This is a genomic window from Luteibacter anthropi, assembly GCF_023699965.1.
GTDB lineage: Bacteria > Pseudomonadota > Gammaproteobacteria > Xanthomonadales > Rhodanobacteraceae > Luteibacter > Luteibacter anthropi.
On sequence record NZ_CP077072.1, the window covers coordinates 4,732,529 to 4,747,176 of the forward strand.

Consider the following 14,648-nt stretch of genomic DNA (forward strand, 5'->3'; position numbering starts at 1 on the left):
GTCGTTACGACGACGGCAGCATCGCCGTGACGCTGCGCGACAACTGATCGGCTGGAACGGGACTGCCCAGCAGATACCCTTGCAGGGCATTGCAACCCAGGCGGGTCAGCAGTTCCTGCTGCTCGGCGGTTTCGACGCCTTCGGCCACGATGTTCAGGCCAAGCGTCTTGCCCAGGGCGACGATGGCGGAAACGATGGCTTCGTCGTCATTGCCCTGGGCCAGCTCGGTCACGAAACCCCGGTCGATCTTCAGCTCGTCGGCCGGTAGCTGCTTGAGGTAAAGCAGGCTCGAATAGCCCGTGCCGAAATCGTCGATGGATATCCCTACGCCCAGTTCGGCAACCTCGTTGAGAATCGCGAGGCTGGTTTCCGCATCGCGCATGGCCGTGGATTCGGTCACTTCCAGCACCAGGTGGCGGCCTTCCAGGCCGTGACGTGCCAGCGCACTGCGCAGCACGTCCACCAGACCGCTATGGGTAAGCTGCATGGCAGAAAGATTCACTGCCACCGTCCAGCCCTCGTGGCCTTCGTCTAGCCACGTACGCATCTGGCGGCACGCTTCGTCGATCACCCAGTTGCCAATGGGCACGATCAGGCCCGTGCGCTCGGCCACCGGAAGGAAGGTGTCCGGCGGCACCAGTCCTTCTTCGGGTTTTTTCCAGCGCAGCAAGGCTTCCACGCCGATCATCGGTCCGTTCGGCGACACCATCTTCGGCTGGTAATGCAGCACGAACTCCTTGCGATCCAGCGCACGGCGCAGGTCCTGTTGCAACTTGAGCTGCTGATGGACGTTGGCATTCATGGCGCTTTCGAAGAAGCAGTAGCCGTTACGACCCTGTTCCTTCGCGTGGTACATCGCCGCGTCGGCGTTGACCATGAGGTCATGGATGCCCAGGCCGTTCTCGGGGAATATCGCAATACCCACGCTGGCCGATACATGCATGCTGGTGCCGTGGATGACATACGCGGCATTCAGCACATCCACCACCTGCTGCGCCCGCTCGGCGGCGTCTTCCGGCCGGTCGACATCCATCACCATCACGAACTCATCGCCGCCCAGGCGGGCCACGGTATCTTCGTCGCGCTTGGTGCCCAGCACGCGGCGCGCGACTTCCTTCAGCAACAGGTCGCCAGCATGGTGGCCATAGACATCGTTCACCGCCTTGAAACCATCGAGATCCATGAACAGCACGGCGAACTGGCGTTTTTCCCGCGTCGCCTTGTGGATCGCCTGCTCGATGCGATCGCCCAGCAGCACGCGATTGGGCAGCCGGGTGAGGTTGTCGTGCAGGGCCAGTTGCATCAGTTCGCTCTGCGCGCGATCCAGCGAACTGGCGAGCAGTCCGGCGCGAACATCCAGCATCGATACGACCAGCGCGATGGCGAACACGGCAAGGCTGATGACGATCACCACGAGTGCCAGCCACTTCGTGTCGATGCCGTTGAATGCGGCACCACAGTAGCTGCCCACGGGAAAGCGCGCGGCAGCCATGCCCGTGTAGTGCATGCCGACAATGGCGCAGCCCATCACCAGCGAGGCCCCCACGCGGGCGTAGAGCACGCGCTCACCGTCACCGCGCAGGCGAAAAGCGATCCAGAGCGCTGCGCCTGAAGCCAGCACCGCAATCACGACCGACACCGTAAACAGCGTGGCGTCGTAGGTCACGCCGGGCATCATGCGCATCGCGGCCATGCCTGTGTAGTGCATGGCCGCGATGCCGGCACCCATCAGCAGCGCGCCAAGGCACAGCCGCGCCCAGGGCAGTGTCTTCTGGCAGACCAGCCACAGGGCGAAGGCCGACGACACGATAGCGATCACCAGCGACCACAGGGTGAGGTCGACGTCGTATCCCAGTGCGATGGGCAGGCTGAAAGCCAGCATGCCGATGAAGTGCATCGACCAGATGCCGAAGCCCATGGCAAACGAGCCGCCCACCAGCCATAGCAACGACGTCCGCCCTGTCGTCCCCGCCACGCGCCCGGCCATGTTGAGGGCCGTATAGGAGGCCAGGATGGCCACGATCAGCGAAAACGCCACCAGCACGAGGCTGTAGCTCGCAGGAAGCGTCGAAAAAACCGGGTCGAGGGACACGTAGGGCATGAGAAGGGGCCGGTAGGGCCTTTCTCAGGCCAGGGGTGGGAATGCGGGTGACATGCGCATTATCGGCAAATCTGACAACGACTTGAACGCAAGGTACGCCGGTCAGGCCAATCCGTCGATGGATGGGACCATGGCGTCGTGGCTCGCATGACATTGCGATCTTCAGAGCGATCAGGCGACTATCGATGAATTGGCGCACCAGCCCATCCGACCTTGCCCATCCCCGATCAGGAGACCTCCCATGCCACCCAGGATCCTCGCCTTCGCCGGCAGCTCGCGCCGTGAGTCGCTCAATCGCAAACTGCTGACCGAGGCCGTGGACGGCGCCCGCGCCGCGGGTGCGGAAGTCACCGTCCTGCGCCTCGCCGACCTGGCCCTGCCCGTCTACGACGGCGACCATGAGGACGAGCATGGCTTTCCTGCCGGTGCGCTGGAGTTCAAGCGTCAGATCACCGAGCACGACGCCCTGTTGATCGCCTCCCCCGAACACAACGGCGGCTACACCGCCCAGCTGAAGAATGCCCTCGACTGGGCCAGCCGCCCCACCGAAACCGACCGCACCGGACTGGGCGCCTTCAAAGGCAAGTTCGCCGCCGTGATTTCCGCCTCGCCCGGCCTGCTCGGCGGCCTCCGCTCCCAGACGGCCCTGCAGATATCCCTGCACAAGATCGGCCTGACGGTGATCCCGGAAAACATCGCGCTGGGCTCGGCACACCAGGCCTTCGACGACGAGGGGCGCATCAAAGACGAGCGCAGCCGGCGCTCCACGCACGGCGTAGGCGAGGCCCTGGCCCGAGCAGCGCACACATCACAAAGCAAGGCCTAAACCCCTGTAGGAGCGCGCCTTGCGCGCGACCGGTGGAACGAGAATGGTGATGGGTTTCGCCATGAACGGTCGCGCGCAGGCGCGCTCCTACAAATTATTCGCACCACGCCCCCCGTATCCCTGTAGGAGCGCGCCTCGCGCGCGACCGGTGGAACGAGAATGGTGATGGGTTGCGCCATGAACGGTCGCGCGCAGGCGCGCTCCTACAACACGCCGCGATCACGTGGGGAGAGGCGGCGCAGCAGGCACCGAGCGCGAGGCCGCAAGGCGAGCCCTGCCTACGAAGCAAGGCAATAAAAAAACCCTCTCCGCATACGGAGAGGGTTTTCAATAATGGTGCCCAAGGGGGGACTCGAACCCCCACGACCGAAGCCGCTACCACCTCAAGGTAGTGCGTCTACCAATTCCGCCACCTGGGCATGTTGCTTAGATTGTCACTTCAAACCTCTCGAACACACTTCACCGAAGAGGTCCGAAACAAAACGACCCGCCTTCGCGGGTCGTCCTGCGATCCGATGGAGGTCATCGGATCTTTGTTGGTGCCCAAGGGGGGACTCGAACCCCCACGACCGAAGCCGCTACCACCTCAAGGTAGTGCGTCTACCAATTCCGCCACCTGGGCATAACTCTGAAACTTTGGTGTACCGCTATTACTTCTTGGCAGGCTCAGCGGGAGCCTTGGCGGCTTCCTGCTTTGCAGCCGGAACATCGTTGGCCGCTGCTGCCGGTGCCGTGGCAGCCGGGGTATCACCGTTGGCTGCCGGTGCCTTGGGCACGTCGGACGCCGGGGTGACCGGAGCGGTGTTGGCGGGAGCTGCCGGAGTGGTGGCTCCGGACATCACGCCAAGATCTGCAGCCGGCTGGGCAGCGTTGCCCGAGTGGCTGAGATAAATGCCCATGCCGAGGCTGAGCAGGAAAAACAGACCAGCGAGGATGGCCGTCGCGCGAGTCATGAAGCTCGACGAGCCACGCGCACCGAACACCGTGGCGGATGCACCGCCACCAAAACCAGAACCTGCGTCCGCACCGGCGCCGCGCTGCATGAGAATCAGCACGATCATCGCCGCGGCGATCAGGATATAAAAAACGCTGAAGAGAATGAACATGTCTTCTCGGTCTACCGTGTCGCGCTATCGACGCGCCGCGGCGCATATATCCAGGAAATCGGAAGCCACCAAGGCAGCACCGCCGATCAGCCCACCGTCCACGTCGGGCTGGGCGAAAAGTTCAGCCGCGTTGGCCGGCTTGACGCTTCCACCGTAGAGGACCCGGGTGAGGAGCGAGATATTAGCATCCTTCTTTGCCAATTGGCTACGGATGAATGAATGAATTTTTTGCACCTTGTCCGGGGTGGCGCTGAGGCCCGTACCGATGGCCCAGACGGGTTCATAGGCCACCAGCGCCCGGCGGAAAGCCTCGATGCCGTTGTGGTCGAGCACGGCGGCGAGCTGGCGCCCGATCACCTCTTCGGCACGGCCTGATTCGTGTTCTTCCTGGGTCTCGCCCACGCAGAGGATCGGCGTGAGGCCAGCCTGGAGGGCGGCTTCGAATTTCTTCGCGAGGAGCGCGTCGGATTCATGCTGGTACTGGCGGCGCTCCGAATGGCCCACGAGCACCCAGCGCGCGCCGACGTCATGCAGCATGCCTCCCGAGATCTCGCCCGTATAGGCACCCTGCACATGATGTTCGGAGAGATTCTGCGCGCCGAATCCCAGGCCACGGTCGCCGTATTTGCCGGCCAGCTCGGCCAGGTAGACATCCGGCGGGAAGACCAGCACGTCGGTGCCATCGGGAAGATTCTCGACGATCTCGCGCACGAGGGCGTCCGCCATGGCACGCGAGCCATGCATCTTCCAGTTTCCGGCGACCAGCTTCTTGCGCATGGTGAGCATCCAGGCGGTGACAAAGGGGCGGCAGGATAGCGGCCGTCTTGCGGACGGCAAAGCTGCATTGCCGCATCGGGCACGGCGCACATGGCGTTCACCGAGGGTAACGCACTATCCGGTATTTGACCTGCCCCGCCCCGGCTTCGATCATCCCGCCATGCGCACCCTCAGAATTTTCCTCATCCTGCTCATCCTGGCCTTCGCGGGGGCCCTCCACGCCCAGAGCGCGGACGACACCACCACCACCGCCACCCCGGCGCAGCAGATCGACGACCTCCGCGGCCAGCTCGACCAGGTCGAGAAGTCGATGAAGGACGAGAAGATCACCGATTCGGCGATCGACGACCTGCGCAGCAACACCTCGGACATCGGCAGCAAGGCACAGAAGGTAGCCAGCTCGCTCCAGCAGGGGCGCGAGTCGGCCAAGGCCCGCCTCGACCAGCTCGGCCCCGCGCCTGCCGCCGGTACCCGCGAAGCCCCGGAACTGGCTGCCTCGCGCAAGGACGCCCAGAAAGCCTTCGATGCCGTGGATGCGCAGATCAAGCAGGCCAACGGCATCGCGCTGGAAGCCCAGCAGACCAGTAACCAGCTTTCCGACCTGCGCCGCATCCGTTTCCAGGAAATGATCTCCCGGCGGACGAACTCCCTGTTGTCCCGGGCCTTCTGGGCCGAACCCGCCGCCGCCTTCCCGCGCGACATGGCCAATGTCCGCGATTTCGTGGGCACGGTGCGCGACGATGTCTCCAACAGCTGGACCCAGGGCAACCGCACGGCGCTGATCAGCTGCGTGCTGGCGGGGCTGCTGCTCATGAGCGTGGTGCGCCTGTACCTGGAGCACCGCGCCCGCGAACTCACCGCGAACCGCATGCCGCCGGGTCGCCTGCGCCGCTCGGCGCTGATCCTGGGCGTGGCACTGACCTCCACGCTCACGACGGGCCTGGGCACGCAACTGTTCTACCTGGGCCTCAACTGGAGCGACACTTTCAGCCCGGAAACGGACGAGATCGCACATACCCTGGTCGCGCTGGTCTTCCTGGGCGCCTTCATCGCCGGCCTGGGTCGTGCCCTTCTTTCCGCCAAGCGTCCCTCCTGGCGCCTGCCCGCCATCCCGGATGAAACGGCGATGCAGCTGCGTCGCTTTCCGATGCTGTTTTCGCTGGCGACGGTGCTGTTCCAGTTCCTGCACAAGCTCAACCACACCGTCGGCAACAGCCTGTCCGCCACGGTGGCCACCAGCAGCCTCGAAGCGGTGGTGCTCACCGTGCTCACTGCCGTGGCGCTCAGTCGCCTCAGCCGCTCGCATCATCACTCGGTAGATGGCACGCCTCCCGCGCCGCGGCCGGTCTGGGCCAGCGTTTTCATTGCCGCGGCATGGGTATCCATCGTCGCGACGTGGCTGGGCCTGCTGACCGGTTTCATCGCCTTCGCTGCCTTCATGGCCGGGCAGATGGTCTGGACGATCATCGTGGTGGCCGCCACGTATCTCGCCATGCGCCTGGTGGACGATCTCTTCGAAACCCTGCTGTCCGAGAAGGGCCCGATGAGCGCACGCGCGCAGGCCGTGTTCGGCATGGACCCGAAGCTGCTCGACCAGGCCGGCGTCGTGCTGTCGGGCGTGTCGCGCCTGGTCCTGTTCCTGTTCGCCCTGACCGTGGTGGCCACGGGCTTCGGGGCCGGCGCCTCCGACATCGTCGCCTTCAGCGGCAAGCTGCAGTCGATCGAAATCTACGGCATGAAGATGCAGCCCGATCGCATCCTCACCGCCATCGCCATCTTCTTCGTCGGCCTGCTCGCCGTACGGGTGGTGAAGAACTGGCTGTCCAACCAGTACCTGCCGCGCACCGCCATCGATCCGGGCATGCGCAGCTCGCTCACCACCCTGCTGGGCTATGTGGGCATGGTCCTGGTCGCATCGGTCGCCCTGGTCACGATGGGCCTGTCGTTGCAGAACATCGCCTGGGTGGCCTCGGCGCTTTCGGTGGGCATCGGTTTCGGCCTGCAGGCGATCGTGCAGAACTTCATTTCCGGCCTGATCCTGCTTGCCGAGCGACCGGTAAAGGTCGGCGACTGGGTGGTGCTGGACGATGCCGAGGGCGACATCCGTCGCATTAACGTGCGCGCCACGGAAATCCAGGTGGCGGACCGTTCGACGATCATCGTGCCCAATTCGTCGTTCATCACCAAGCCCGTGCGCAACATGACCATGGCCAATCCGCAAGGGCGGGTGCTGATCAAGCTGCCGATGCCGCTGGACAGCGATCCGGTCGACGTGCGGCAGCACCTGCTCGACGCCATGCATGCGCACAAGTCCGTCACGGAAGCGCCCGCACCGTCGGTCACCCTCGACAGCATCGACCGTACGGCCATGACCTTCGCCACCACCTGCTACGTGGGCGGCCCGCGCGACGTGGGCGGCGTAAAGAGCGACCTGCTGTTCGACTTCATCGCGCGACTGCGCGGTGCCGGCATCCCGCTGCTGCGTCCGCAGGATCTCGTGCTGCGCACCGGCAGTCAGACACCCGACATCGCAGGTCCGACCGGTGCAGGCGCACCGAAGGCCTCGACCGATCCCGACAGCAACGCCTGAGAACGAACCGGAGTACCCGATGCATCCCCTGATCGCCCTCGTCCTGATGTCCTCCGCACAGCCGGCACCGGCCTGGCTGGCCGGCGACTGGGAGCCTTACAGCAATGCGTTCCAGGGCCTGCGCATGCTCAGCATCGACAAGGACACCCTGAGCTGGAAGGGCTGCCAGAACGCCCACTACGACGTGCTCGCGGTGGAAGGCGACAGTGTCACCCTGCGCCTGGCGCAGGACAGCAAGTGCACGCTGGACGACACGCCGCCCACGCGCATGGACACCGTGCGCCTCACCCTTCGCGAAAACCGCTGCGACCTGGGCGTGACCATCTACGCCTCACCCGAGGCCGCGAAAAAGAACGAGCCAGCGGCGGAAGGCCTCTACGGCAAGTCGAAGTGTTCGTCGGGCCCGGTATCTCAGGCCGCGGCCAACCTCTCCACCACCACGCGGTAGGCCTTCGCGGCCGCCTCTTCGGCGGCGTGTGCGTAATCGCGCACGCGCCAGCGGCCACCCACCATCACGTCGCGCACCAGCGGCGTATTGCCAGCAAACAGGAACGTGTCGAGTACGTCGGCCTCGCCTCGCGCGGCCAGCAGGGGCGAGCGCTCGTCGAGTACGAGCAGGTCGGCGCGCGCACCAGGAACCAGGCGCGCGATGTCGGCTGCGGAAGCACGTGCGCCGCCATCGAGCGCCCTCTGCCACAGCGTGTTGCCGACACTCTCTTCCGGATGGCGCGCCGCCACGTTGCGATGCCGCGTCACCAGGCGCTGCCCGTATTCCAGCCAGCGCAGCTCTTCCACCGGCGACACGGAGATATGCGAGTCGGAACCGATGCCCAGTGTGCCTCCGGCATCGATGAAATCGGCCAGCGGGAACAGGCCGTCGCCAAGGTTGGCCTCGGTGGTAGGACACAGGCCCGCCACGGCACCGCTCTTTGCAATGCGATCGGTTTCCTGGCCGGTCAGATGGGTGGCATGGATCAGGGTCCAGCGTGGGTCGATGTCGGCGTGATCGAGCAACCACTCCACGGGTCGCGCGCCACGCACCGCGAGGCAGTCCTGCACCTCGCCGATCTGCTCGGCGATATGGATATGGATCGGCAGGTCGCGCGAAACACTCGTGGCAAGCAAGGCGCGCATGGCGTCTTCCGGCACCGCGCGCAATGAATGCAGCGCGATACCGATGCGCAGCATGTCGTGCTGCATCGGCACCAGCCGCTCCAGCAGGCTTACGTACTGCCCCACGTCATGGCGAAAGCGCTGCTGCCGCTCGGAAAGCGCGCGACCGTCGAAGCCTCCGGTCATGTAGAGCACCGGCAGCAGGGTCAGGCCAATGCCGGCGTCCTTCGCCGCCTCGATCAATGCCAGCGACATCGTCGCCGGGTCGGCATACGGCACGCCGCGAGGGCCGTGATGCAGGTAGTGGAATTCGCAGACCTGGGTATAGCCGGCCTTCACCATCTCGATATAAAGCTGGGTGGCAATAGCCTTCAGGTCATCCGGATCGATAGCCTCCGCGAAGGCATACATCGTCTCGCGCCAGGTCCAGAAGCTGTCCTCGCCCGGACCACGGCGCTCTGCCAGGCCGGCCATGGCACGCTGGAACGCATGCGAATGCAGGTTCGGCATGCCGGGCAGCACGAAGCGCCCCACCCGCTCGCCACCGTCACCCGCCCGGACAAAGCGCCCCCCTTCCACCACAAGGCCGGCCTGTCCTGCCTGCCAGGCGGCGTCTTGCCAGGCGGTGTCCTGCCAGAGGAAATCTGCGGAATAGGTGGCGTGTGGCATGGGAGATATCCATCATGGGGATGCGGTGAATGCTAACGCATTGTAGGAGCGCGCCTTGCGCGCGACCGGTATCGGCAAAACGATGAACTGTGGAGTACCCCGGTCGCGCGCAAGGCGCGCTCCTACAAGGGAAAGGGGAGCATAATTGGCCGCATGACCGAGAAAACCGCCGCCCAGACCCCGAAGCTCACGCTTCGACTGGCGCGTCCTTCGGACGTGCCGGCCCTCGTCGCCCTCACCGCCCGTGTCTATACGGCCGAGTGGGGTCATTCCGCCGAGATGCTGCACAGCCAGCAGACCCATTTCCCCGAAGGCCAGTTCGTCGTCGAGTACGAAGGCACCATCGTGGGATTCTGCGCCACCTTCCGCATCAACGAATCCGTGGCGCTCGCTCCGCACACGTGGATGCAGATCACCGGCGGCGGCTTCGCCTCGCGTCACGACCCCAAGGGCGACTGGCTGTACGGCATGGAGGTCGTGGTCCACCCGGAATACCGGGGCATGCGCATCGGCCAGCGTCTTTATCACGCGCGCAAACGGTTGTGCACCGATCTGAAGCTGCGCGGCATCGTCTTCGGCGGCCGCATGCCGGGACTTGCCCGTGCCGTAGCCCGTTATGGCAGCGCCGAAGCCTATGTGCAGGCCGTGGTCGATGGCACCCGTCGCGATCCCACGCTGAGTTTCCAGCTGCGCAACGGCTTCGAGGTGATCGGCCTGCTGCGCGAGTACGTGCCGTCCGACCATGAGTCGCTGGGCTATGCGGCCCACCTGATCTGGCGCAATCCGCAACTGCTCAACCACCCCGACACACCCAAGGTCTCGCAGAGCCATCGCCTGCCCGATTCGGTGCGCGTGGCCTCGGTGCAGTACCAGCAGCGGCGCATTTCCTCGTTCGAGGAATTCGCCTCACACGTGGAATACTTCGTCGATATCGCCGCCGACTACGACGCCGACTTCGTCGCCTTCCCCGAGCTGATCACCCTGCAGCTGCTTTCCATCGAAAATGCAGAGCTGTCGCCGGTGGAATCGATCCGTCGCCTCTCCGAATACACCGACGAGGTCAAGGCGCTGTTCCACCGCCTCGCCGTGCACTACAACATCAACATCATCGGCGGCTCGCACCCCACCCGGCAGCCCAACGGCGACATCCACAACGTCTGCTACGTGTGCCTGCGCGACGGCTCCATCCATGAGCGCGAGAAGCTTCACCCCACGCCCAGCGAACGCAACGTGTGGAACATCACCGGCGGCGATGCAGCGGCCACCATCCAGACCGATTGCGGCCCCATCGGCGTGATGATCTGCTACGACTCGGAGTTTCCCGAAGTGGCCCGCCATCTCACCGACCAGGGGGCGCTGATCCTGTTCGTGCCCTTCTGCACCGACGTGCGCGAGGGCTACCTGCGCGTGCGCTATTGCTCGCAGGCCCGTGCCATCGAAAACCAGTGCTACGTCGTGCTCTCGGGCAACGTCGGCAACCTGCCCGGCGTGAACAACTTCGACATCCAGTACGGCCAGAGCTGCATCCTCACGCCCAGCGATTTCCCGTTCGCGCGTGACGGCATCGCCGCCGACTCCACCCCGAACATCGAAACCGTGCTGTTTGCCGACCTGCGCCTGGAAAACCTCGCCCGCGCCCGCAATTCCGGCGCCGTGCAAAACCTGAAAGACCGTCGCTACGACCTCTACGAGGTGCGCTGGGCCCGGGCACCGGAGGGCAAATGAGCGAACAACCCATCGAAGGCACGCGTGCCTCGCGCCTTCAGCGCCTGAAAGACCTCGGCCAGCATGAATGGCTGTCACCCACCCAGTGGCGGCGACGCATCCTGTTCTGGACAGGCGCAGTGGTCGTCGGTCTCGCTGCCGTGTTCTTCGCCAAGGCCGCCGACTACGCTTTTGAACTGTTCCATCGCGTGGCCTCGCACGGCTGGTGGGTGCCGCTGCTCATCACACCGGCAATGTTTGCCCTGCTCTCCTGGCTGACCCAGGGCGCACTCAAGGCCACGCGTGGCTCGGGCATTCCGCAGGCCATCGCCGCACTGAAGATCGAAGACGAAGGCTTCCGCTCGCGCCTGCTTTCGCTGAAGGTGGCGCTAGGCAAGATGGCGCTCACCCTTGCCGCCCTGCTCGGCGGCGCATCGGTCGGCCGCGAGGGCCCCACCGTGCATGTCGGCGCCGGCCTGCTCTATACGATGGGACGACGCTTCGGCTTCGCCGATCCCACCGCGGCCGGACGCTTCATCCTCGCCGGTTCCGCCGCAGGCCTGGCCGCAGCATTCAACACGCCACTGGCCGGCGTGGTGTTCGCCATCGAGGAGATGTCCGGCGCCTTCGAGCATCGCATGAGCGGCACACTGCTTACGGCCGTGATCGTGGCCGGCGTCGTCTCGCTCGGCATCGTCGGCAACTACGCCTACTTCGGCGACATTACCGCCAGCCTGCCCTTCGGCAAGGCCTGGATCGCCGTACTGCTTACCGGCATCGTCGGCGGTCTGGCCGGCGGCTTGTTCGCCCGGCTCATCGTGCCATCCGCCAACGGCCTGCGCGGCATCGTCGGTCGCCTGCGCGCACGCCAGCCCGTCGTGTTCGCCGCCGCCTGCGGCCTCGCTCTGGTACTGCTCAGCCTGCTGAGCGCAAACGGCCTGTATGGCACGGGCTATGCGCAGGCACGCGACATCCTGCAAGGCCACGGCGATACCGGCCCCATCTTCGGCGTGCTCAAGTTCCTCGGCAACATCGCCTCGTCGTGGGCGGGTATTCCGGGCGGCATCTTCTCTCCCGCACTCGCCGTGGGTGCGGGCCTGGGAGACAACATCGCCAACCTACTTCCCGGCGCCGACACGTCCGCCGTCGTGCTGCTCGGCATGGCGGCGTATCTTTCCGGCGTGACGCAGGCACCGCTGACCGCCGCCGTCATCTCGCTCGAACTCACCGCCAACCGGCAGATGGCGCTGCCGATCATGGCAGCCTGCCTGCTGGCGCGCGCCGTATCCGCGCTCGTCTGCCGCGTACCGGTGTACAAGGCGCTGGCCGAGAACCTGATCGCGCAGTATGAAGAAGAACGCCGGCGTCGCGAAACCCCGGCAAACGAAGGAGAGAACGCATGACCGACACCCGCTGGGACCACCTCCTGCTCGATGTCGGCCTCGCCACGCTCACCGACAACGGCCAGCCCTACGGTGCCATCGAACAGGGTGCCATCGGCTGGAAGGACGGACGCATCGTCTTCGCCGGCCCTCGTGAGGAATTACCGGGCGAACCTGGAACACTGTCGCATCGCGTCGAATCCCTCCCCGGTCACTGGGTCACGCCAGGACTCGTCGATTGCCACACCCATCTCGTCTTCGGCGGCGATCGCGCACAGGAATTCGAACTGCGCCTGGAAGGCGCCAGCTACGAAGAAATCGCCCGCAAAGGCGGCGGCATCGTCTCCAGCGTGCGCGCTACCCGCGCCGCCGACGAGGATGAACTGCTCGCGCAATCGCTGCCGCGCGCCCGCGCCCTGCTCGCCGATGGCGTGACGACGCTGGAAATCAAATCCGGCTACGGCCTGGAGCCCGACGCAGAGCGGCGCATGCTGCGCGTCGCGCGTCGTATCGGCCAGGAACTGGGCATCGACGTACGCACCACCTTCCTCGGCATGCACGCCCTGCCGCCGGAATACGCCGACCGCCGCGACGACTACGTCGCGCTAGTCTGCGACACCATGCTGCCCGCCCTCGCGGACGAAGGCCTCGTGGACGCGGTCGACGCCTTCTGCGAAGGCATCGGCTTCACCCCTTCGGAGACCGAACGACTCTTCGCCAAGGCGACCGCCTTGGGCCTTCCAGTGAAGCTACACGCGGAACAGCTCTCCGACCTCGGTGGCAGCGGACTCGTGGCCCGCTACAAGGGTCTTTCCGCCGACCATCTGGAATGGACCAACGAAGACGACGTGCGCGCCATGGCCGACGCCGGCACCGTCGCCGTGCTGCTGCCCGGCGCGTACTACGCGCTGCGCGACACGCGTCCACCACCCATCGATGCCTTCCGTCGCCATGGTGTCGCGATGGCGGTCGCCACCGACCTCAATCCCGGCACATCGCCGCTGCTCTCGCTGCGCCTGGCGATGAGCATGGCCTGCACGCTGTTCCGTCTTACGCCCGAAGAAGCCCTGCGCGGCGCCACGCAACACGCGGCCCGCGCCCTCGGCCTCGACGACCGCGGCACGCTCGCCGTCGGACAGCGTGCGGACGTTGCCGTTTGGGGCGTTCGTCACTTGCCGGAACTTTGCTATTGGATCGGTGGCGGACTGCTACGGCAGAGCTGGGTGCATGGGGAGCGCTTGCCTTAACGATAGATGGCAGGTAGGCAATGCCACCCACCGTCGTTCCTGCGAACGTGGATAGACCGGAGACATGGCTGACAGGTGTGCCAGGACATGGTTTACACCTCGAACGACCTGCGGCCTCTTCCTTGCCGCCATATTCGCCCTGCTCGACCTGACGACGCGGGCCTGGATCGATCCTCGGGAGAACCTTGCCTTGGCGATCCTTAAAATCACTCATGCGATGCGCCGTCCAGAAACACTTCGCGCACGCGACTCTCGATCTTCTTCCAGTCCAGAAGATATGCCCTCATATACGTGATGTCGACCGCCAGGCTCAGCGAGGGAATGGCTATCTGATGGTGACAGATGCCACGTGATTCCCCCGGCGGAAGATCTTCCAGGCGGCCGTCTTTGAGCGAGGCGCCCTTGATTTCCCGGCTATCGCATCGAATGAGAGTCGTGATGCGTCCCTCACCGTCGCGCGCCAGGAACCAATCGTCTCCGGCGGCGATCGCGTGTTCCCGATCGACGGGTCTCCCCTCCTCGCCGAGGTAACGGGCAATCGCCGGTATATCGGCGTAATAGGGAGTCAAACCGTACGTGTCCTCACCTTGCAAGCGCAGTGCGATATGCGTGATCGGACTGTCGTGATCGTTCGGAGAAGGCTGGATGTACCGGCCCGGTATCGACTCGATGGAAACCTTGTCGACGAAGGTAGGCTGAAAACGAACGCTTTCGTCCATATAGGCCGTGCTGTACGCGGCATCGTACTTCGCCCCGGGCGCGAAAGGCTGCAAGGTCGGCCATCGAAGCGTGAGGCTGACGCTTCCCTGGAAATCGGGCCCCGTCTGATGGGTGTACAGGTTCATCGGAAAGCCGAACACATGCGGCCCCAGCGTGGCCTCGACCCGTTTATCGCTGTATCCCTCGAAGTGATAGCCCGGGTCCGGTCGCCCCGTTATGCGACGTAGCTCCCGCTCCTGCTCGATCGTCAAGCCGTCTTTCTTCGCCTGCTCGGCGAGTTGAGCTTCGCTCATCTGCCACGATGGCGCCGGTGGTGAACAGGCGATCGTGGCACTGGCGACGAGCGCCAGCACCACGACCCTCAGGATTTGACTTGGCATGGCATGGTCTCCAGGTGGCCGACGCTTGCGCCG

At 65.0% G+C, this 14,648-nt stretch carries 11 protein-coding genes and 2 tRNA genes; 6 read left to right on the forward strand and 7 right to left on the reverse strand.

The window, feature by feature from the left end; all coding sequences use genetic code 11:
* Positions 1 to 4 precede the first annotated feature (4 nt).
* The gene (locus KR767_RS20235) at positions 5 to 2,101 is read right to left on the reverse strand and encodes a putative bifunctional diguanylate cyclase/phosphodiesterase (RefSeq protein ID WP_250877575.1); all 2,097 of its coding nucleotides are present in this window, start codon (positions 2,099 to 2,101) and stop codon (positions 5 to 7) included.
* A gap of 241 nt (positions 2,102 to 2,342) precedes the next feature.
* Between KR767_RS20235 and KR767_RS20240 the strand changes: the two genes are divergently transcribed.
* Positions 2,343 to 2,927, forward strand: a complete 585-nt coding sequence (locus KR767_RS20240; RefSeq protein WP_166948636.1) for an NADPH-dependent FMN reductase — start codon at positions 2,343 to 2,345, stop codon at positions 2,925 to 2,927.
* A gap of 334 nt (positions 2,928 to 3,261) precedes the next feature.
* Here KR767_RS20240 and KR767_RS20245 read toward each other — a convergent pair.
* The 4 genes from KR767_RS20245 to tpiA all read right to left on the reverse strand — a co-directional run bounded on the left by KR767_RS20245 (position 3,262) and on the right by tpiA (position 4,810).
* Positions 3,262 to 3,346: transfer RNA gene (locus tag KR767_RS20245), tRNA-Leu, on the reverse strand.
* Positions 3,347 to 3,464: 118 nt separating this feature from the next.
* Positions 3,465 to 3,549, reverse strand: a tRNA-Leu gene (locus KR767_RS20250).
* A 28-nt stretch (positions 3,550 to 3,577) separates the two neighbouring features.
* A complete protein-coding gene (gene secG / locus KR767_RS20255; protein ID WP_166948635.1) occupies positions 3,578 to 4,033 on the reverse strand; it encodes a preprotein translocase subunit SecG in 456 nt (151 codons plus the stop codon).
* 24 nt (positions 4,034 to 4,057) lie between these two features.
* Positions 4,058 to 4,810, reverse strand: a complete 753-nt coding sequence (gene tpiA / locus KR767_RS20260) for a triose-phosphate isomerase (protein WP_166948633.1) — start codon at positions 4,808 to 4,810, stop codon at positions 4,058 to 4,060.
* A gap of 160 nt (positions 4,811 to 4,970) precedes the next feature.
* Here tpiA and KR767_RS20265 point away from each other — a divergent pair, with 160 nt between their 5' ends.
* Together KR767_RS20265 and KR767_RS20270 are read left to right on the forward strand one after the other, a co-directional pair.
* Positions 4,971 to 7,400 (forward strand): DUF3772 domain-containing protein, encoded by a 2,430-nt coding sequence (locus KR767_RS20265; protein WP_250877576.1) that lies wholly within the window; start codon positions 4,971 to 4,973, stop codon positions 7,398 to 7,400.
* Positions 7,401 to 7,419: 19 nt separating this feature from the next.
* Positions 7,420 to 7,848 (forward strand): hypothetical protein, encoded by a 429-nt coding sequence (locus KR767_RS20270; RefSeq protein WP_166948630.1) that lies wholly within the window; start codon positions 7,420 to 7,422, stop codon positions 7,846 to 7,848.
* Here the strand turns inward: KR767_RS20270 and KR767_RS20275 are convergent.
* Entirely contained in the window at positions 7,812 to 9,182 is a 1,371-nt protein-coding gene (locus KR767_RS20275; RefSeq protein ID WP_250877577.1) for a formimidoylglutamate deiminase, read from the reverse strand. The genes KR767_RS20270 and KR767_RS20275 overlap by 37 nt on opposite strands.
* Positions 9,183 to 9,335: 153 nt before the next feature.
* Here KR767_RS20275 and KR767_RS20280 point away from each other — a divergent pair, with 153 nt between their 5' ends.
* The 3 genes from KR767_RS20280 to hutI are packed head-to-tail and all read left to right on the forward strand — an operon-like array spanning position 9,336 to position 13,515.
* Positions 9,336 to 10,907 carry a bifunctional GNAT family N-acetyltransferase/carbon-nitrogen hydrolase family protein gene (locus tag KR767_RS20280; RefSeq protein WP_166948627.1) on the forward strand — a complete coding sequence of 524 codons (1,572 nt, stop codon included), beginning with the start codon at positions 9,336 to 9,338 and terminating at the stop codon, positions 10,905 to 10,907.
* The gene (locus tag KR767_RS20285) at positions 10,904 to 12,289 is read left to right on the forward strand and encodes a chloride channel protein (protein WP_250877578.1); all 1,386 of its coding nucleotides are present in this window, start codon (positions 10,904 to 10,906) and stop codon (positions 12,287 to 12,289) included. The genes KR767_RS20280 and KR767_RS20285 overlap by 4 nt, the downstream gene beginning before the upstream one ends.
* A complete protein-coding gene (hutI, locus tag KR767_RS20290; protein ID WP_250877579.1) occupies positions 12,286 to 13,515 on the forward strand; it encodes an imidazolonepropionase in 1,230 nt (409 codons plus the stop codon). Before KR767_RS20285 ends, hutI begins: the two co-directional genes overlap by 4 nt.
* 206 nt (positions 13,516 to 13,721) lie before the next feature.
* Here the strand turns inward: hutI and KR767_RS20295 are convergent, their stop codons facing one another.
* Positions 13,722 to 14,615: a hypothetical protein gene (locus KR767_RS20295; protein ID WP_250877580.1), complete on the reverse strand. Its 894-nt coding sequence runs from the start codon at positions 14,613 to 14,615 to the stop codon at positions 13,722 to 13,724.
* Positions 14,616 to 14,648 lie beyond the last annotated feature (33 nt).